Raw genomic sequence first — 17,357 nt, 5'->3', positions numbered from 1 at the left:
GAGCTTCTTCATGCCTACAATGTCTGTTGGAATGGCAATGAGTTTACTCATTGTCGGCAATCTAATTGCGGTTTTCTCTGATGCCTTAATTAAAACCTTAGGCGAAGACACTGCTGTGTTTCAATTTGTCTTCTTCAGACAACTAACTGCCGTGTTAATCCTTCTGCCTTTTTGTTTTGGCGTGAGTAAAAAGAGCTTCACCGACGGGCTAAAATGGCATGCCTTGCGCGCGCACATCTGGTTACTGGGTGCAATCTTTATGGTGTTTGCCATCAATGCCATGCCATTGGCTACCGCTAACGCGATTTTCTACGCCGCACCTTTGATGATGCTTCCGTTAGCCTTGGTCTTTTTCAAAGAACAACTCAACCGCTACTCTGTTGCTGCTGGAATATTCGGCTTTATGGGCGTTCTGGTCATCATTCGCCCGACAGAGATCGATTGGGCGGCCATTGCTGCGCTTATCGTGGCGTTAACCATTGCCAGCAATAACTTATTAATCCGCAAACTCCCGAAGCACCAAACCGTCGCACAAACGTTGCTGTTAACCAACTTAGCAGGCGTTCCGGCATCACTTGGACTCGCTATTTGGGAAGGCCGAGAATGGGATTGGTCACCACTGATCACTGCCGCAGGTTCAAGCAGCTTCATCCTCATCTACGCGGCGATATGTGTCGTCACTTACCGATCGGCAGAAAGCAATAAAATCGCCAGTGCTGAATACAGCGGCTTACTCGGAGCGGTGGGAGTTGGGTTGGTCTGGTTTGGTGAAATGCCTGATATTGCAATGGTGATTGGCACTGCGATGATCATACTGCCACTCATCTGGCTGGCTCGAAATGAAAAGAAGCAAAGCTAACAAAGTTTATTGATACCAGGCCTGAATACCAAGCGAAATGAGTAAGATATCACTTCAGATAAGAGCTTTAATTAATATAAACGATGTGAAGCCGTAGCTGTAAAAGCAACGGCTTCGTCTGTTCGAACAGAGCTTAAAGAGAAATAGAAAGCGAACAAAGGGTGAGTGAGTTAGTCAGCTAATTAGGCTAGTTCGTCGCTTTTGAATCTGATGAATTGGCCGCTTTCGTCGCTTCTTCAGCGGTTTTCTTACCAAACACCGTATCCATCATAAAACCAATACGCTTAGATGCATTACCGAACTTATTCGGGTTAGCCGTATATGGAACTTTAAACTCTACTTCACCTACTCTTTGCCCGTTCTGATAAGCATTGATCTCCGCTTGCTTTAAGAACAAGGCTAAGTCCCAGCCCCAATGGCCTTCATACTCCAATGTTAGCTTATCAAGATCGTGCTGCGACTTATCTGGTACGACGGTGTAAGTATAATCGTTATCTTGCAGCCACGTTTCCATGGTATTTAAGAACCCTTCACGTGTTTCAGCGTCTTTAACAATCACAACATCCACTTCAGTCGTAGGTTCTGGAATCGCGCTCCCTGTGTAACGAGGGGCTCCACAACCAGCCAAAATTAAAACCGAAAGCGATAATAGTAGGTATTTTTTCACGTTACATATCCATTAATGATTATTTGGGTGAATAGTACCATAAAATAAAAACAGCATGTCATATACCAAGGAGTCAACAAGACATTCCTTGTTACATAAAGCATTGAAAAATAGCGAAAGAAAAACCAACGACCATGGGTCTCCTTTGATGGACATTTAACTTCATCGCATCTTGAGTACATTAAAAGGAATACCATGGAAAAGACACTTCAAACCAAACTGGCGACCAGCCTACTACTGCTGAGAGTCGGCATTTTTATCGTCTTCTTGTTCTGGGGCTTGGATAAGATCCTTGTGCCTGAACACTCGACAAAAGTACTGTTCGGCTTTTACGGCATCGACGTGTCGAACAATGCGATGATGGCGCTGGGTGTCGCTCAGCTTGGATTTTTAGGCGCATTCGTCGTCGGCATGTGGAAAAAGTACACCTACGGTGCGGTTTTGGTCCTGCACGCAGGCTCAACTTTCGCCTCTTTTGGAAAATACATGGACCCGTTCAACAACCTACTGTTCTTTGCCTCTTGGCCAATGCTCGCAGCCTGTATCGCACTATTCTTACTGCGCGACTACGACACTTACAGCGTTGCCAACTAACACAAAGGGCGCCTGTTACTGGCGACCTTTGTGTTTAGCTTGATTATTAAACGTTTGTTATAGCTCTTTATCCTCGGGTAAAAGCTTTAAGAATGTTATCTGCAACAGAGTTACTTTCGAAGTAATACTCTAACGAAACGTATGGGGAGCTTTCATAAACTAAACATGAAGCACCGACTCGCAAATCTCCAACGGTTTTAGAGTAGCTCGATTTACCAGCTTCAATCTGAAATGCTGGATAATACTCCTGAAACTTGTCAACCAAATAGCCTAAAGCTGAAATGCATTCACTCTTACTGATAAAACCTCGCTCGACTTTAACTCGACCCACCAATCCAGAGCCATTGTCTATTGTAACTTCGTAGTCTGATACAAAACTAAGCTTTGAGTCAGTATCTATCTCTAAAGGCACTCGAAAATTAGTAACTGGACTATCAGTAGCAATATTGAAGTTTTTCAAAGGTACGACTGGAAAAGGTTTAGCTACTTCAACTTCAAATATAGGGAAACCTTCACCTTGAGAGGTTGTGTGTTGTTCTACTGAACTAAAACCACTCCCCATCATATAACCAAGGGTGGTCATGCAGGCCATGACTAAACCTATTTGCATTTTGTGCATCTGATTCCTTAGACTATCGTTGAGCTATAACGAATGACAGGGATCCCCTTTCGGAGGATCTTCCACAATTGTGCAGTACCTAATTGCACCGAAGCTATCATTTGAACAAAATTTAAAGCCTTGTTAGATGACGATTACTCCGAACTTTTGAGTTCTTGCGGATTAAACTTGTAGTTATAACTATTCCACTTTGAAGCAATACCAATATCATAACCGTAGGTAAGAGTTACTTTAATCAAGTTTTTATTTAGTGACTCTGGGTAAGTATAAATTATAGTTTGGACTAGTTGCTTTGCGATCTCTGAATCTCGAACACTATCTTTATAAAGAAAAGCTTGAGCTTTCACATATGTCGTTGTTTTACTGCCAGACTTTGATGAAGCAAAAGTTGTTGAACCTTCTGTGACCCCTGCATATTTTACTGACTCATTATTATTGATTGCTTTCTGTGTTACTAACAGTCCCTTGAACGATTCTGATTCAGTTAAGTCAGAAGTAAGAGCGGGGACAAGGATCGCAGTAACAAATAAGCCGGTAACCACCACTAAGTGAGGTCTCCAGACTGATGGCAACTCTTCAGAACTAGCCTCTGCATTTACGACATAAGTGCCTACGGCAAGATCATGTAATGACTGTCGGGTTACGCGATTAAAAATATATAAGTAAGTAATTGAGCATAAGCCACCAAATACGATAAACGATAAGAGGTACATTAAATATGGGATTACTGCTTCGTTAGTAATTTGTGTTCCATTCAGAGAAAATGGAACGGCAAGGAAGCTATACCTCAAAAAGGACTTCGGTAGGCTGATAGTTGAATTGCATGAGTCAACAACTCTTATATTTAGAAGCTTTTTCCCTATTGTCTGGCCATTTAATAAAGAGCTATTCATTACACCAAAATATGTAATTGACACAACAAAGCCAATCAACCTTCCCCACTCACCAAGCTGGACGAAAACATCTTCTAGAAATAAGCCGACAACATACCCCAATACACCTAAAAATATTGTGTCAATAAACAAGGCTCCGATTCTCGTCCAGAAACCACAAATCCATTTTTCTTGTACTTCTTCCAAAATATAATCCTTACTATGATGCTTGAAAGTAATCTAACGAATGACATGGATTCCCCCTACCGAGGATCTGCCACACTTATGTGGTGCTCAATCACACCGGACACACCATGTCTACTTGAATTACTGATTAGGTTATTAGTATCGCTCGCTTAATAGCTTCAGCTAGCCCATCGGCGTTTTCCCACGCCATTGAATGCCCAGCATCAGAAACAACGCTGATCGCTATATCGTGGTTACTCAGCTCTTCTGTATCGCGGTCAGGTAAAGATTCACTACCAAATATATAAGTTCTGTTTACGTTCAGAGAATACAACCTATCACGCCAACTCGGGAGTTGCCCTTCTATCAAGGACACGGCTTGCCTGTGTGTACCTATCGCTGAATTCACGGCTAAACTGGCAGCCCATTGAGTATTTTGGTCATCGATGCTGTGTTGCACTATCTGGGCGTGACCGTGATTGGCATATTCAAGCTCGGTGTAGCTCGCAATCTTCTTGCTAAAGAACCCGCCACCGGAATCAAGATTGGCCTCACTCAACACCAAGGCCTGCAGTTGTGGTTGAACTTTTTCAGCCAACACAACCGACACAGCGCCACCCATGCTGTGACCGTAGATAACAAACTTATCCAAACACAAAGATTGAATAAACGCCTCAAGATAAGCCGCGTGGCTACAGATGGAATAATCGAAGTCCTCAGGTTTATCACTAAACCCAGAACCTAACAAATCAACAAGAATGCGCCGATGAGGAAGCAACCAATCACTAGCCGCAACGGCCGGATAATCAAACGAGGAAGCACAGCCAATACCATGTATAAAAATAATAGGCACTTCCGAACCGGGAAGATCATGATACCTGAGTATCGCGTTGCTCCCCTTAACCTTAAACTCTTTCATTTATTCCTCTGAAACCAACTGAACACAACACTTAACATATACATACTTCACATACCAAGCGTGTCGAATTGCTTGTTATTGATTAGCCAATCAAGCCACTGAAAACACAATGCGCTCTTGGCTTTCATCATCTTTCAACTCAAGTAAAATGCCTTCGGCCTTTGCGTCTTTTAATGCGTTAACTAATGCTTCTAATTACTCCCCGTTTTCGTCAAATTTAGACGATATGTTCTTGGGTAAGAGTGTCACAACCAACTTTGCCAAGCCTAAAGGAACCACCAAGCTGTCCTTTAGCTCACTAGTTTCAAAGCAATAAGTGTCCATTTTGAGCTTACGCATGCAAAAATACTCGCCGAACACATGGACTTACTAGAGTACCTTTTCTTTGAGATTTGTCTGTGAGTTACATGCGAGAAATGAAACATTACACATATTAAAAATGCATTGATTGGCCCACTCTAAAACTGCGACAGCTCAGGGCCATCTTGAAGGTGACAATTACATGTATGAGAAAGGTGTTTGTTGGATTGGATGCTAAGGGAGATTTTGTTAGGAGAAGTAGCTCCGTGGCCGTTTACATGGCGTATGAGGCTTGAAAAGCGAGTTTTATTAAGTAAGCCAAGTTTAAATTACTGAAAAATGTGGATTTAATATCAAACCACCAAATTATATTCGACTATGTTGAAAATGCTAATCATATATTTCACTTTAAAGAATATTTCTTTTGAAATGAATTTTATCAACTTAATAATCAGTTAGTTTAATTATCCATTTTATCACTAATTAAAAATATTTTTTAATTTTACATCATGCACCAAGATAAATGGTTTTTATATGCTAATTTTATAATATAAAAATTAATATCCACTGGTTCTGCTTTGATATAACAGCTTTGTTGTACGTTGGGAAATTTTTGGTTAGGGGATAAATCCATGATAATTAAAGAAGTTAAAAACGTATCGATTGCTATTAGAGTTTGGGCGATTCTCGCTTTGTTTGCAATCGCTTTACTTGCAAATACCATTTTAAATATAGACGGCTCACGCCAACATGTACGTGAGAGTTATCAAAAAGGGGTGAAAATTCTAGTTCAAAGCGCCGTTAGCGTTATTAAGCATTATGAAAATCAAAGTGCAATAGGGAAATTAAGTGAAGAGGAAGCACGTGCACGCGCATTGGAAACCATCTCAAATATGCGATTTGATGGTGGGAATTATATCTTCGTAGGTGATCGAGAAGGAAAGCAAATAGCTACAGGCGTCCCCTCTCTTTTAGGAAAAAATATTATGGACCTTCAAGATAGTAAGGGTAAATATTTTGTCAGAGAGATGTACAGCATTTCGAAAAATGGTGGTGGATTCATTGATTATCATTGGAAAAACCCGAACAAACAAACGCTAGAGCCAAAAACCAGTTATGCAATAATGTTAGAGCCTTGGGGATGGATGGTTGGTTCTGGTGTAAATATGGTGGCCTTACAAGCGACGACTCACCGAGCTGAGATGACATCGATAGGTTATGCAATAGGCATTTTAACGGTTCTCTCACTGATCGTTGGTTACTTCATCAAAACCATCACTCTCCCAATAAATCGTACTTTGGCTGCGATGAAAGCATTATCAAAAGGTGAAGGCGATCTAACGCAACGTATTCCCGAAGAAGGGAGCAAAGAACTGATTTTCTTGGCTCGTTATTTCAATCAGTTTGTAGAGTCTATTCAATCAATGATGCTAGGGATTCAGGGAATTGGGACTCAAGTATCAGCGTCGGCAACGCAACTCACTGATTCGGTACACCAAATAGATAATAGCCTTAACCAGCAAAGAAACGACGTGGATATGCTTGCGACAGCCATGACAGAAATGCTTGCTACCGTTGAGGAAGTTGCTGGGCGAACCGTTGAAGCAAATGAAGCAAGTCGGTTTGCAGCGCAGGAGACACAGAAGAGTTCCTCAATTATTCAAAATAATGTGATAGAAGCTAACGAAATGGCGGAAGTCATTACCTCTGCAGGACAAGCAGTCCAGAAGCTGGCGCTTGATGCAAAAAATGTGGATACGGTTCTAGAAGTTATTCGAGGAGTCGCAGAACAGACAAACCTCTTAGCACTCAACGCCGCCATTGAAGCCGCTAGGGCTGGTGATCATGGTCGGGGCTTTGCTGTGGTAGCAGATGAAGTAAGAACCCTGTCTCAACGTACTCAGGAGTCCACACTTGAGATTCAAAATATTATAGAAAAGTTGCAAGTTGGCGCTGAAAATGTCGTTACAGTAATGCATCAAGGGGTTGATAAAGCGAATAAAGCCTCAGAGCTATCAGCGCAGGCAGGATGCAAGATTGACGAGAGTAACAAGCAAGTTAATAAGATCGAAGGTATGGCGCAACACATTGCAACTGCTGCTGAAGAGCAAACACTCACCGTGAACGAAATAAACCGTAACGTAGCCAGCTTGAGTGATATGGCGACTTTAGTGTCGAGTGAATCTACCGAAATGGCTAATTCGAGCCGGGAACTCAGAGGTATCTCGGAAAATCTCATGTGTACAATTAACCGATTCAAACTTGCATGATGCAAGAATTTGCTTTGAAAAGCGGAAGTTTCCTACGCGTAAAAACGAATAGCAGTAGCTCACGGAGCTACTGCTAGAACTGATTTCTTCCATTGATTGCAAAGACAGCTTCCACAGGAGAATCAGTCTAAACACGAACATAAACCCCTTTTTTCAAACACCGCATCCCTTTAAGTTCTAGTGCATGAGAGTTATCACAGATAAAAACATGCCCTCCGGGTATGAGGATGTCTTGAGCATACTTACGGACAATATCGTGATACTCATTGGTTAATGATGCGATAACAATCGCATCTAACCTACTATTGTACTGATTAAAATTAACGTGGTCGAAGTTATTAAATGTGATTTTATTTTCTATTTTTCGATTGATGGAAAAATGACTATTCTTCATTTTAACTTTGTTAGACTCTAGATATTCAGCTAATTCACCTCGGGTGTTACTAAATAACCTTTCTTTGAAGTTCCCTTTACAGTTGATTTTTCTAAAACTATTGTTGTCAACCAAAGACATAATCCGACAAAAACCAGATGAGATCATCTCTGTCTTTTGTTCGTAATAAGAATGTAACATTGCCAATGAAAAACTATCGTAATATTGACCTGTATCTAAACAACAAATAAGTAAATCACTCCCCCGTATCTGCCTTTCGATCACAAGCTCACTGTAGTCTCTATATAATTCAGCGTTATAGAAAAAGTTGTCAGTTACCATATTTAAACCTTGAGGTTTTGTTTTACTCGATTTAAAAAAGAGGCGAGTTAGCTAGTGGGATAAATTTTTTCGACAAGCGATAAATTCACACAAAAAACAAGATTATGTGGTAAGTCTGAATATGCCACTCCAACTTCACCAGTCACAAAGTTAACGGACTTTGCTATATCTTCTTGAAAGTGTTCAAGTACTAATTGCAATAAGCAATCTTTACCCAACATATCCATCAATACTCCTTTAGAGTTAGAAGTGAAATTATTATATAAGTATAGAACCTAATAATGGTCAAACCTGAATATATATTTTTCAGATTAAATGCGATGTAAAGCAATGATTTTCAACTATATTAATTTATTTTTAAATTTGTCCACGCCCTTTACTTTTTCCGGCCATGAGTTCAAGTAATGAAAACCATGTATCCAAATCAACGAGGAAAATCGTGCTGACGCACTTTGGGGGCATGCGATGTGAAGTGTTATGAAGCACTATTCACCGCTTTTGGCTAAACCCCTTTATCACAAGGGGAATCTGGGGCTCTGAATGATTGGGGAACAAATAACGGAAGGCATAAGCGCCTTCCGTCGTTCAAGTAGGTGATAAGGTAAGTACTACTTACTTACGCTGATCATGTCGTTAAAGTAATCCACTTGCTCTGCCATGCTCACACTTTGGTTGTTATAGCCTAGCGCCCACATAAAAAAGCCACCGTAACCGTTATCTTTCTGCCATTTAGCACGGTCTAGGTTGTTCTGACGTGTTTCAACAAAGTTACCACCGGGTGCCCACTGACTGTTGATCGTATTACCTAGAACAATCTTCGACTTGTCTCCGATGTACTCAGCGTAGTTTGCCATCGCGACTTCGTATAAGAAGTTTCGACCGGCGTCGTATGTCATCACGTTGAAGAAATCAAAGTCGTTCTTGGTCGCTTTCAACAGATCAATCACTTCACCGTGGTGAGATGAACGACCAGACTCTTCAATGTAAGAGCAGTTTTCAAACACGCTCGCATCCATACATTCAACTGGATCCGCGCCTACGTGGTAAGTCGTCAGAGACAGAACCTTCTTATTACCCACTTTCTCACGGATAAGTTTGATCAAAGCCGTTAAGTCTTGGTTCTCTTTGTCTGAGATTCGTGCCGCTTTCTCAAAGTCGAAGTCCAGGCCATCAATGTGCACGTAACCCGCTAATTGGTACTTGCTGTAATCACAGCTACCGTCTGAATTTGTTGCAAGACACTCGCCTTCCACCTCTTCAGGTTTTAGGTTCTTTTTGTACACAGGGAATGGCGTATGCACCAAATCAACTAACCCGTTCGCAACCGATTCACGGCTTTCAGGTGTACTGATCGCCGACCAAATGCTCTCGTAAGTTTGACCACCAAACGCTACCATCATGGTGGCATTTTCATTGTCATGCTTGAGCGTTGACCATGCTAGGTACTGTGTTGGCATCCAGTCCGGATTGTAATTCGGTGGTGTTAGCATACCATCAGAAATCGTGATGTTACCGCTTGCGTCCCACTTACCAAATGACAATAGATAGCCATCACCTTCTGAGTTAAACAACTCTTGGTAGTCATTCAAACCCCAAGACGTTAGGTAACTAATAGAGCGATCAGGGTTATCGACTAAGCCGCCACCGCCCGTACTTTCTTTTACCGTAATGTTAGACGTTGCAGAGGTTTGCTCTTGGTTGGCCGTATTCACCGCTTTTGCCGTGACAGCATATGTACCCTGCTGAGCACCTAGCCATTCATATTCATAAGGTGCTTCCGTGTCTTTAAACAGCTCGTTACCATTTGCAATGAAGCTAACTGAAGAAATATCGCCTTCGTAACTCTTCGCGTCTGCTTTGATCGAAATCGCACGACCTTCGAAGTAACTTGAGCCGTCGACAGGAGATGCGAGAGAAACAACCAAGTCTTTATCGGTAATCGCTAAAGAAATTGGCGCCGCCTCCGCACTCGCACCTTGGTCATCGTAGGCAACAACCGTCAATGTGTACTGGCCTTCTACTTGGGCAGGCACCGTGATGGTGTAAGTATCGCCTTGTGAAGGCGTGTTTGATGACGCAACCACTTGACCATTCAATTGAACATCAACGCGAGCAACTTCAGTATCATCCGATGCATCGACTACAACTTCGAATGCTTGGTTAGGTGCGATTTTCTGTCCATCTTGTGGTGATTGAACGTCTACCACTGGCACTGGGTTCGCATCACATTCACCCGTTTCATCCCACGCATCTTTCCACGCATCTGGATAACTTGGATGACCGGTTCCTGGTGTCCATACTGGGTTACCACACCAGCCCGCTACCGTACATGAGTAGATATTGCCGATGTTAGTGACCTCATCACCGACTTTGTAGGCCACACCATCTTGGTACTGAGGTATGTCACCACAACTTGTACTCGTATCTGTCACCGTGATGGTTAAGTTCTGACTAGAGACATGTTGCTCATCATCTTTCGCTTCCGCACGAAGCGCAGTAGAGCCTGCCGTTTGCGCTGTCCAGTCACAAGAGAAATCTTGCGTCGTTTTCGCATCAAGAGAACACACTTCTGCATCGTTAGCGAAGAACTTAACCGTCGCTAAATCATCATCTGCATCTGTCACATGCGCTGAAATGGTAATGCTGTCACCTTTTTGGTGAGAAGAGCCTGCGTCTGGCGAGATAAACTCAATCACAGGTGGATTTGGCGCCGTCGATTCTGACTCTACCGTCACTTGAACTGCTTTTTCTGTGAGTTTGTCGCCATTGTCATTGAACGCCATCACAGTGATCGACGCTGCACCAACTTCGCTTGGAAGCCAAGCTTGTTGGTATTCTGTTGCACCTTCTACAACATTTTGCTCACCCAATTTGGTACTGTTTGCCCAGAACTCGAGTTTGCTTGCACCCTCGCCTTCGACACTCGTAATGATGTCAACATTCGTACCTGTGTAAACCACTGAGTTTTGAGCAGGCGCTAAAATATCCAGTGAAAATTCTGGTGGAGGAACAACTTCGCCATCCACTTTCACCACAACAGAATTCTCAAACGCATTCAGATCATTCAGTTCACCACCGAAAGAGATAGTCAATGCCGCAGATTCACCTGAGGCCAGCTCACTATCAACCCAAGAGCCTTCTGGGAACGTTAATGTCACTGCGTTCAATACCCCATCCGCTTGCGTCGTATGAGAGATTTCCCATGATGGGTAAGAAAGATGGTTCGACGCCCAGTTGATCTCGTTAATCGCTACTGGCAATAAAAATTCGATCACGGCTTCACGCATGTCTGCGCTATCTGAGCCCGTATTGGTGATATCTAGCTTATAGGTGCTCCAGTATTCACTTTCTGACTGAGCTACCGCATCAGTACTGAACTCGCTAGCCATGGCTTGTGAAATTGGATTCAACAATAAGCCCGAGCAAAGCATTGTTAGCCCTAACGCGCGATATCCAATAGAGTGAATCTGTTTAGCACTGCTCTTTCTTAGATACATACTTGATTCCTTAGCTTTATATTAATTATTTTATTTCTGCAATAAACCTGCAATTGGAAATTCTTCCCCCCGTTGCAAGCACACTTAATTTACACAGAAAATTAACCAGAAGGGAATTAAATTTTTACTTATTGAATAGATGTCAAAGTTTATTTAATTATGAGATAAAGCCCAAAACTTCTGAAAATACAATTATGTAAGGCCCCTTTAAACCATGCACTTAGAACGAACTAAATTAGGTTGAACTAATTTATAAAAGGGAGGAGTGATTAAATTAAGCTGGATAAGAAAAGGTCTTATCAGCATAACTAGCAGACAAAGAAAACCACGAACAAACCCAAACTTTACAATAACTTAAAAAAAATACTCATCTAAAAGCATCTATAAAAAGAACAATTCTCATACTAACCATGAAGTCTATTTCGCTAAAAAAGGTTCATCGAACACTAACTCCCATCTAAATACCAAATTTTAATATGACGTTTAAATTAAAATAACAGCAACAACTCCAAGTTGGGTTTTATTTTTATTTTGAATTAAAGTCACAACTTATTCATGAGAAAGAGTCATGTATAAAACGGTATTATTTAGAGTATTAGTTCCATTTCCAACTGAATTATTCAATTAAAAATTTAATTATCTCTCTATGACTTCAATGTCTTCCATTAAAAACCGAACGTCACGCCTGTGTTTTATGCTTGTTCTGTATTTATTTTACCCGACGATTAAAAAGGCAAGCCGAAACCCGCCTCTCACAACTTCAAAAACAGCCTGATTTACCGTTTACATTAAAAGAATGGGCGACAACAGTCGGTGCATCTGAACGCACGCTGTCTCGATTATGCTCGAAAGAGTTTTCTCAATCTTTTTCACAATGGCGACAAAACATTAGGCTAGTTTTATCTTTGCAGTTGTTAAGCTCGAAAATGAGCATTCAAGAAATTGCTATCAAATCGGGATATTCTTCTGATTCCGCTTATGTACAGGCATTTAAGAAATTGTTTAATCAGACACAAAAAAATACCGAACAGCAAACCTTTAGCACGTATTCTGATTCGTTGTTTTACAAACCCAAATGACACCTGTGATGATGTGACTCTTACCTAACCTTTTGTGGGGCAAATGCGCCCCTAGCCCAACTTGAATATCGGACATAGTTCGATCTTTGAGAGAATGGTTGATAACCTCAATCAGCTAACATGTTGTGAACTGACCACTTTTTAGAAGCACTCTAGATTGATAGACGATGAAAATTGCGATATTAGTTAGCTATGACTTAAGATTTTGGTAACACTCATGGCAGATAACACTATCGAAAAATCCGTTTCATTCGCCTCTGTCATTGATTTAGTAAATGCCTATTCACTGTTGCCTGCCGCTTTGCGTAAACAGGTCGAAGCATCTAATCACCTTAACGGTATAATCCTTGAGGCCATTAAAAATAGCGCTAAGCTATCGCTATCGAATCGGCTTCCAGAAAGCCAAATGGTTGCCTTATGGTCACTGCTCGAACAGCACCATCCGTCGCCCGAAATTGGACTCATCATTGGGCGAACTATATCCCATGAATCAAAAGGTGTGCTCGCGAGTTGGGTGAGCCAATGCGCGACGTTAAGGGACGCATTCAACACGTTCCAAAGTAATATTTTTCTGATGAATTCTTCGGAATGTTGGCAAGTGGATGACGATGGACAGCAGTGCCGCTTAACCCTCTCCATTGAATCACGCCATGATTACCCTAGAGCCGCCATTGAACGCAGCATGAGTGCAGTGGTGATGTGGGCAAGAATGCTGAGTGCCCATTCCTTCCCGCTAACCATAGCTAAGTTTGGGTATTTAGCTCCGCACTATGTGGATAAATATCAACCAGTTTTTGGAGAAACCATTGAATTTAACAGTGCTTATCACCAGCTGATATTTGAATCGAAATGGCTTAACCTTCCCATTGCGACAAGTAGTGAGTATCTGAAAACGATGATGGCAAAAACCGCACAAAGCCACCTTGAGACATTAACGCAAACCCAGCCTCTCCAGCAGCAAGTCAGGACCATAGTAGTAAACGGACTAGAAAATGGAGAACTACTTAGCATAGACAAGGTTGCACAGCAATTACACTTCAGCCGACAAACGCTCTACCGGAAACTGGAAAGAGAGCATACCTCTTTCCAGAGTATTCTTGATGATACAAGAAAGCAGTTAGCAGTCCGTTGGCTGACTCAAACCCCGCCTCCAAGCGTTACCGAGTTGAGCTATCGTCTTGGTTTTAAAGATACCAGCAGCTTCTACAAAGCGTTCAAGCGCTGGCACCAGGTTAGTCCTAAGGCTTACCTTTCGAGATAAACTGTTTAAACGCCTCTGCTGATCGCTCAGGGACCTCTTCCATCGGTAAGTGTCCAACGTCGTCATACACTACAGCATAAGAGCCTCGAATATCACGCTCAAACTTTCTCGCATTTTCAGCTGGAAAATAACGGTCTTCCTTCCCCCACAGAATAAGAGTCGGCTTGGCAATTTGTGTTATCTTATCCGAATCCTGATCCAGCGATGCCTTGACGCGACGTGTGAATCCCTGTCGATTTTGTTGGTAGGTAGTCAGTTCGTAGTATCGATCAATCAACGCCGCATCCACAAGTAGCGGGTCGAAGTAAACTTCTTTAAGCCCATCTTCGAACATAAACCTTGGAGTGACATGTTCCATTATTTTGTCGATGACTGGCCACTGGGCCATCGCAATGCCTGGTGGCCACGATTTTTGTGGATACCCTAAGGCATTTATCAACGTAAGCGTTATAACCTGCTCTGGATGTTGTAAACCGTATTCCCAAGCTATGCGTCCTCCTAAAGAGCTACCGACAAAATGTGCTTGTTCGATGTCGATCTCTCTCATAAAGGCACTTAAAAAGGCAATATCGTCAGCGATTTCGTACTGGTTTTGAGGCAGATGCCCAGTTAAGCCAAAACCCGGTAAGTCCATACGTACGACGCGATAGTCTTGTTTGAGGATTTGAGTCCATTGCTCCCACGCGTGAAGTGATGACGAAGTGCCATGCAATAAAATCACCACCTCACCCTGTCCTTCATCTCGATAATGCACTCGTTTGCCTTCAACAGTGGCAAATTTAGAAGCGTGATTTGTGTATTTCTGTTCAATGGCTTGCGAGCTATTTTGTGCGCCACATCCTTGCAGAAAAATGACCAAAGCCATTATTGGTGCCACATTCCAATTCATACTTCCCTCTCCTCATTTAATGTGCTTTCTAGCCTGGAGACTTGAGTGTAGAGACTATGGTGGTGAGAAATAGGTCTTAAGGTTGCAATATTGTGTTTTTAGGACTCATTTGACTTTAATGGGGGAAGAAGAAAGAAGGAGTTCAAGAGAAAGAGCAATTTGACACACGAACCAAGCCATGAAAGCTTGGTTTATGCGCGGCTAGGTAGCTGACTTTTGAAACATTAACAAGATGAAAAATCGAGCATTTTACGAGTCTAACCCCCGAAGGGGGGAGATGTTTGATGGATTTGTTACGTGTATTGCGCAACGTAGTCCGCAATATTGCCGCTAGCTGAGAAGTATTGGCTTATAGGTAAGTTTAAACTTTGTAAGTGTTTTGGCGAAACTAGTAATGGGATACTTTCGAGCTAGAAAGTGCCACGGGTAAAAATTCAACCTGAGAAGCTTTTGGACAAAACCTTTTTAGCTCATCTGACCTAATGCCATCAGTTGAGACAAGAAAAAGTATCTTGAAACCTTAAATGCTTGTTATGTAGATCAACCGTATAATGCGATATTAATATTTGGATTCACGGCTACCCTTACTCCATAAGGAATTGGTGATATTCCATCGTACCTACTGCCAAAACTTTTCGCAGGTGCAAACTCTAGGTACTCACCCTTTGAATCCAGTTTCCTTATTACACCCTCACAACCTATTAGTCCCATTGAAAATATAGTAGATTGGTTGAGACAATTGATAAGCTCAAATCGCACGTCGCCATCATATTGATACACCGTGATAGAAAGCTGTATCCCCCCTTTTTCTACAATGTATTTATGCCAGATTCCATCTACCTCTTCCTCAGGAATAACCTCTAGGACCGTCAATACATCTATTTCATCCCAAACTAACATTTAAACTCCCGATATATATAACGCGCATTAAGTAGTGAGCAATGCAGACCACTGAACCTAAAGCATTGTGCTGTAGACACAAAAGTTGAAGCAAACCAAAAATGCCGAGCGTTGGGAATCACTCTTAAACAGAGTGTTGAACGTTTAGTCAAGTGAACCGTAAATCGCATTACAGCCATTAGTTCTCCAAAGCTCTTGATGAACTAGTTTCCAGTCGAAACTGTGTGCCTCTTTTAACTGAGCTTTCTCAGCTTCGAATGCTATGTCAGGTTCAGACATTTTTGCGACCATATAACCCAGTAAAACCTTACGGTCATGTAGCACTTCTAAAAAAGCCAACATCCCTTCATCATTGGCTTGAAGCTGCAACTCTAGGATCTGCTCCGTATTGGCAATGAGAGCTTTGTAAAATTTGGACATTGCTTCTTGGGCTTCGGCATCTGATTTAAAATTGCCTAATAGAACATCCAAACACTTTGCATAGTCTTGGTTCACAGCATAGAGTTGCTCCGCAGAATCCGTATTCGCATGACTATTAAAAGACTTGGATTCAAGTACGAAGTGCGACACCTCTGAACATAAAAACAGTGAGATGCGATAATCATGAAGTTTGCTCCCGCCAAGAAGTAAAAAACATGAGATACACGCACCTCACTGAGAACGAAAGGTATATGATTTCTGCACTCAGAAAGCAAGGAATTAGTACCGCTATAATAGCTAAACAACTGGGTCGTCACAAAGCTACTATCTATCGAGAAATTGAACGCAATTCCCGATACAACAGACACTTTAAAAGGTACTCCTATCAGGCGTGGAGAGCCCAACAAATGGCTCGCAACCGGCTGAGTCGCTCGCGCAGAAATAAGCGCTACAGCGAAATCGACTTCAGGTTACCTGAAGCCTTGCTACGACTTGATTGGAGTCCTGACCAAATCGTCGGATACCTGAGGGTAAAAGGCTATCCAACAATGAGCCACGAGCTCATTTATCAGTACGTTTGGAACGACAAAACTCTCGGTGGAACACTATGGAAGCACCTACGCCAATCCACTAAGAAAAGGCGGAAAAGGTATAACTCAAAAGACAGCCGTGGACGGCTAGCTGCAAAGCGTCATATTACCGAAAGACCAGCAAATGCTGAGCATAGAAAAGAGCCTGGTCATTGGGAAATTGATACCGTCGTTGGCCGCGGAACCAAGCACTGTATCGTGACTTTAGTCGACAGAATGACAGGCTACACTTTTATTGGGCAAATGGACGACAGAACAAGCGAGTCGCTCAACGTAAGAATGAGCAAAATCATGACCCGCTCTGACTTACCTTTCAAGACGATAACTGCGGATAACGGCACTGAGTTTCATGGTTATGCACAACTAGAAAAACATCATAACTGTCTGTTTTACTTTGCAAATCCATACCACTCATGGGAGCGAGGGACTAATGAAAACACCAATGGCTTGATACGACAATACTTACCAAAACGAACTTCTATGTCACACGTGACACAGAAGCTCTGCATTGAAATTGCACATAAATTAAATACGCGCCCACGCAAAAGGCTTGGGTATAGAACACCAACGGAGTATATTCATGCGCATCTGTAAAAAGTGTCGCACTTCAAACTTGATACTAAGAGACACTGTCAATGCAAGCAAACAAAGACTAGTGAGAAACTTCATATATTTTTCCTCAAAAGTATAACGCTTTCAAAACGGCTTTCGCCGTCTTTC

At 42.1% G+C, this 17,357-nt stretch carries 15 protein-coding genes and 1 pseudogene; 6 read left to right on the top strand and 10 right to left on the bottom strand.

The features are described from left to right. Window positions 1-10: 10 nt before the first annotated feature. Window positions 11-859, top strand: a complete 849-nt coding sequence (locus CWO27_RS08310) for a DMT family transporter (RefSeq protein WP_107898833.1) — start codon at window positions 11-13, stop codon at window positions 857-859. 187 nt (window positions 860-1,046) lie between these two features. Here CWO27_RS08310 and CWO27_RS08305 read toward each other — a convergent pair whose 3' ends face one another. Next, complete coding sequence (locus CWO27_RS08305) at window positions 1,047-1,526, bottom strand: Sbal_3080 family lipoprotein (RefSeq protein ID WP_057621948.1); 480 nt, start codon at window positions 1,524-1,526, stop codon at window positions 1,047-1,049. 195 nt (window positions 1,527-1,721) lie between these two features. Here CWO27_RS08305 and CWO27_RS08300 point away from each other — a divergent pair, with 195 nt between their 5' ends. Continuing rightward, a complete protein-coding gene (locus CWO27_RS08300; protein ID WP_102480185.1) occupies window positions 1,722-2,120 on the top strand; it encodes a hypothetical protein in 399 nt (132 codons plus the stop codon). Window positions 2,121-2,187: 67 nt separating this feature from the next. On the opposite strand, the gene CWO27_RS08295 is transcribed toward CWO27_RS08300, so the two are convergent. From CWO27_RS08295 to CWO27_RS08285, 3 genes are all read right to left on the bottom strand, one after another. Then, entirely contained in the window at window positions 2,188-2,739 is a 552-nt protein-coding gene (locus CWO27_RS08295) for a hypothetical protein (protein WP_102433574.1), read from the bottom strand. A gap of 134 nt (window positions 2,740-2,873) precedes the next feature. Beyond that, window positions 2,874-3,818, bottom strand: coding sequence for an RDD family protein (locus tag CWO27_RS08290; protein ID WP_102433573.1), 945 nt, complete (start codon window positions 3,816-3,818; stop codon window positions 2,874-2,876). A 127-nt stretch (window positions 3,819-3,945) separates the two neighbouring features. Continuing rightward, complete coding sequence (locus CWO27_RS08285; protein ID WP_102441112.1) at window positions 3,946-4,716, bottom strand: alpha/beta fold hydrolase; 771 nt, start codon at window positions 4,714-4,716, stop codon at window positions 3,946-3,948. A 932-nt stretch (window positions 4,717-5,648) separates the two neighbouring features. On the opposite strand from CWO27_RS08285, the gene CWO27_RS08275 reads away from it, so the two are divergent. Further along, window positions 5,649-7,286: a methyl-accepting chemotaxis protein gene (locus CWO27_RS08275; protein ID WP_102431309.1), complete on the top strand. Its 1,638-nt coding sequence runs from the start codon at window positions 5,649-5,651 to the stop codon at window positions 7,284-7,286. Window positions 7,287-7,413: 127 nt separating this feature from the next. Here the strand turns inward: CWO27_RS08275 and CWO27_RS08270 are convergent, their stop codons facing one another. The 3 genes from CWO27_RS08270 to CWO27_RS08260 form a co-directional block, all read right to left on the bottom strand. Continuing rightward, the gene (locus CWO27_RS08270) at window positions 7,414-8,001 is read right to left on the bottom strand and encodes an SAM-dependent methyltransferase (protein WP_102431308.1); all 588 of its coding nucleotides are present in this window, start codon (window positions 7,999-8,001) and stop codon (window positions 7,414-7,416) included. 47 nt (window positions 8,002-8,048) lie between these two features. Further along, the gene (locus CWO27_RS08265; RefSeq protein WP_102431307.1) at window positions 8,049-8,228 is read right to left on the bottom strand and encodes a hypothetical protein; all 180 of its coding nucleotides are present in this window, start codon (window positions 8,226-8,228) and stop codon (window positions 8,049-8,051) included. Window positions 8,229-8,609: 381 nt separating this feature from the next. Continuing rightward, complete coding sequence (locus tag CWO27_RS08260; protein ID WP_107898832.1) at window positions 8,610-11,498, bottom strand: Ig-like domain-containing protein; 2,889 nt, start codon at window positions 11,496-11,498, stop codon at window positions 8,610-8,612. Between the two features lie 755 nt (window positions 11,499-12,253). Between CWO27_RS08260 and CWO27_RS08255 the strand changes: the two are divergent. Beyond that, a pseudogene (locus CWO27_RS08255) lies at window positions 12,254-12,540 on the top strand (helix-turn-helix domain-containing protein); the annotation flags it as partial. A 254-nt stretch (window positions 12,541-12,794) separates the two neighbouring features. After that, window positions 12,795-13,838 carry an AraC family transcriptional regulator gene (locus CWO27_RS08250; protein WP_102431681.1) on the top strand — a complete coding sequence of 348 codons (1,044 nt, stop codon included), beginning with the start codon at window positions 12,795-12,797 and terminating at the stop codon, window positions 13,836-13,838. On the opposite strand, the gene CWO27_RS08245 is transcribed toward CWO27_RS08250, so the two are convergent. From CWO27_RS08245 to CWO27_RS23745, 3 genes are all read right to left on the bottom strand, one after another. Next, window positions 13,816-14,727, bottom strand: a complete 912-nt coding sequence (locus tag CWO27_RS08245; protein WP_107898831.1) for an alpha/beta fold hydrolase — start codon at window positions 14,725-14,727, stop codon at window positions 13,816-13,818. The genes CWO27_RS08250 and CWO27_RS08245 overlap by 23 nt on opposite strands. 540 nt (window positions 14,728-15,267) lie before the next feature. After that, a complete protein-coding gene (locus CWO27_RS08240) occupies window positions 15,268-15,627 on the bottom strand; it encodes a Ypar14, super integron cassette (protein ID WP_107898830.1) in 360 nt (119 codons plus the stop codon). Between the two features lie 144 nt (window positions 15,628-15,771). Then, entirely contained in the window at window positions 15,772-16,047 is a 276-nt protein-coding gene (locus CWO27_RS23745; RefSeq protein ID WP_258185095.1) for a hypothetical protein, read from the bottom strand. A gap of 215 nt (window positions 16,048-16,262) precedes the next feature. Here CWO27_RS23745 and CWO27_RS08230 point away from each other — a divergent pair, with 215 nt between their 5' ends. Continuing rightward, entirely contained in the window at window positions 16,263-17,231 is a 969-nt protein-coding gene (locus CWO27_RS08230) for an IS30-like element ISVa6 family transposase (RefSeq protein ID WP_102479413.1), read from the top strand. Window positions 17,232-17,357 lie beyond the last annotated feature (126 nt).

Origin of the sequence: Vibrio sp. 10N.286.51.C3, assembly GCF_003050065.1 — a bacterium.
Taxonomy (GTDB): domain Bacteria; phylum Pseudomonadota; class Gammaproteobacteria; order Enterobacterales; family Vibrionaceae; genus Vibrio; species Vibrio crassostreae.
This window is presented reverse-complemented; position numbering and strand designations above follow the sequence as displayed.

Bases quoted from the DNA above. Each gene is read 5' to 3' on its own strand.
- CWO27_RS08310 (WP_107898833.1), top strand. From the start codon at position 11: ATGCCTACAATGTCTGTTGGAATGGCAATGAGTTTACTCATTGTCGGC.
- CWO27_RS08300 (WP_102480185.1), top strand. From the start codon at position 1,722: ATGGAAAAGACACTTCAAACCAAACTGGCGACCAGCCTACTACTGCTG.
- CWO27_RS08295 (WP_102433574.1), bottom strand. From the start codon at position 2,739: ATGCACAAAATGCAAATAGGTTTAGTCATGGCCTGCATGACCACCCTT.
- CWO27_RS08285 (WP_102441112.1), bottom strand. From the start codon at position 4,716: ATGAAAGAGTTTAAGGTTAAGGGGAGCAACGCGATACTCAGGTATCAT.
- CWO27_RS08275 (WP_102431309.1), top strand. From the start codon at position 5,649: ATGATAATTAAAGAAGTTAAAAACGTATCGATTGCTATTAGAGTTTGG.
- CWO27_RS08270 (WP_102431308.1), bottom strand. From the start codon at position 8,001: ATGGTAACTGACAACTTTTTCTATAACGCTGAATTATATAGAGACTAC.
- CWO27_RS08265 (WP_102431307.1), bottom strand. From the start codon at position 8,228: ATGGATATGTTGGGTAAAGATTGCTTATTGCAATTAGTACTTGAACAC.
- CWO27_RS08260 (WP_107898832.1), bottom strand. From the start codon at position 11,498: ATGTATCTAAGAAAGAGCAGTGCTAAACAGATTCACTCTATTGGATAT.
- CWO27_RS08250 (WP_102431681.1), top strand. From the start codon at position 12,795: ATGGCAGATAACACTATCGAAAAATCCGTTTCATTCGCCTCTGTCATT.
- CWO27_RS08245 (WP_107898831.1), bottom strand. From the start codon at position 14,727: ATGAATTGGAATGTGGCACCAATAATGGCTTTGGTCATTTTTCTGCAA.
- CWO27_RS08240 (WP_107898830.1), bottom strand. From the start codon at position 15,627: ATGTTAGTTTGGGATGAAATAGATGTATTGACGGTCCTAGAGGTTATT.
- CWO27_RS23745 (WP_258185095.1), bottom strand. From the start codon at position 16,047: ATGTCCAAATTTTACAAAGCTCTCATTGCCAATACGGAGCAGATCCTA.
- CWO27_RS08230 (WP_102479413.1), top strand. From the start codon at position 16,263: ATGAGATACACGCACCTCACTGAGAACGAAAGGTATATGATTTCTGCA.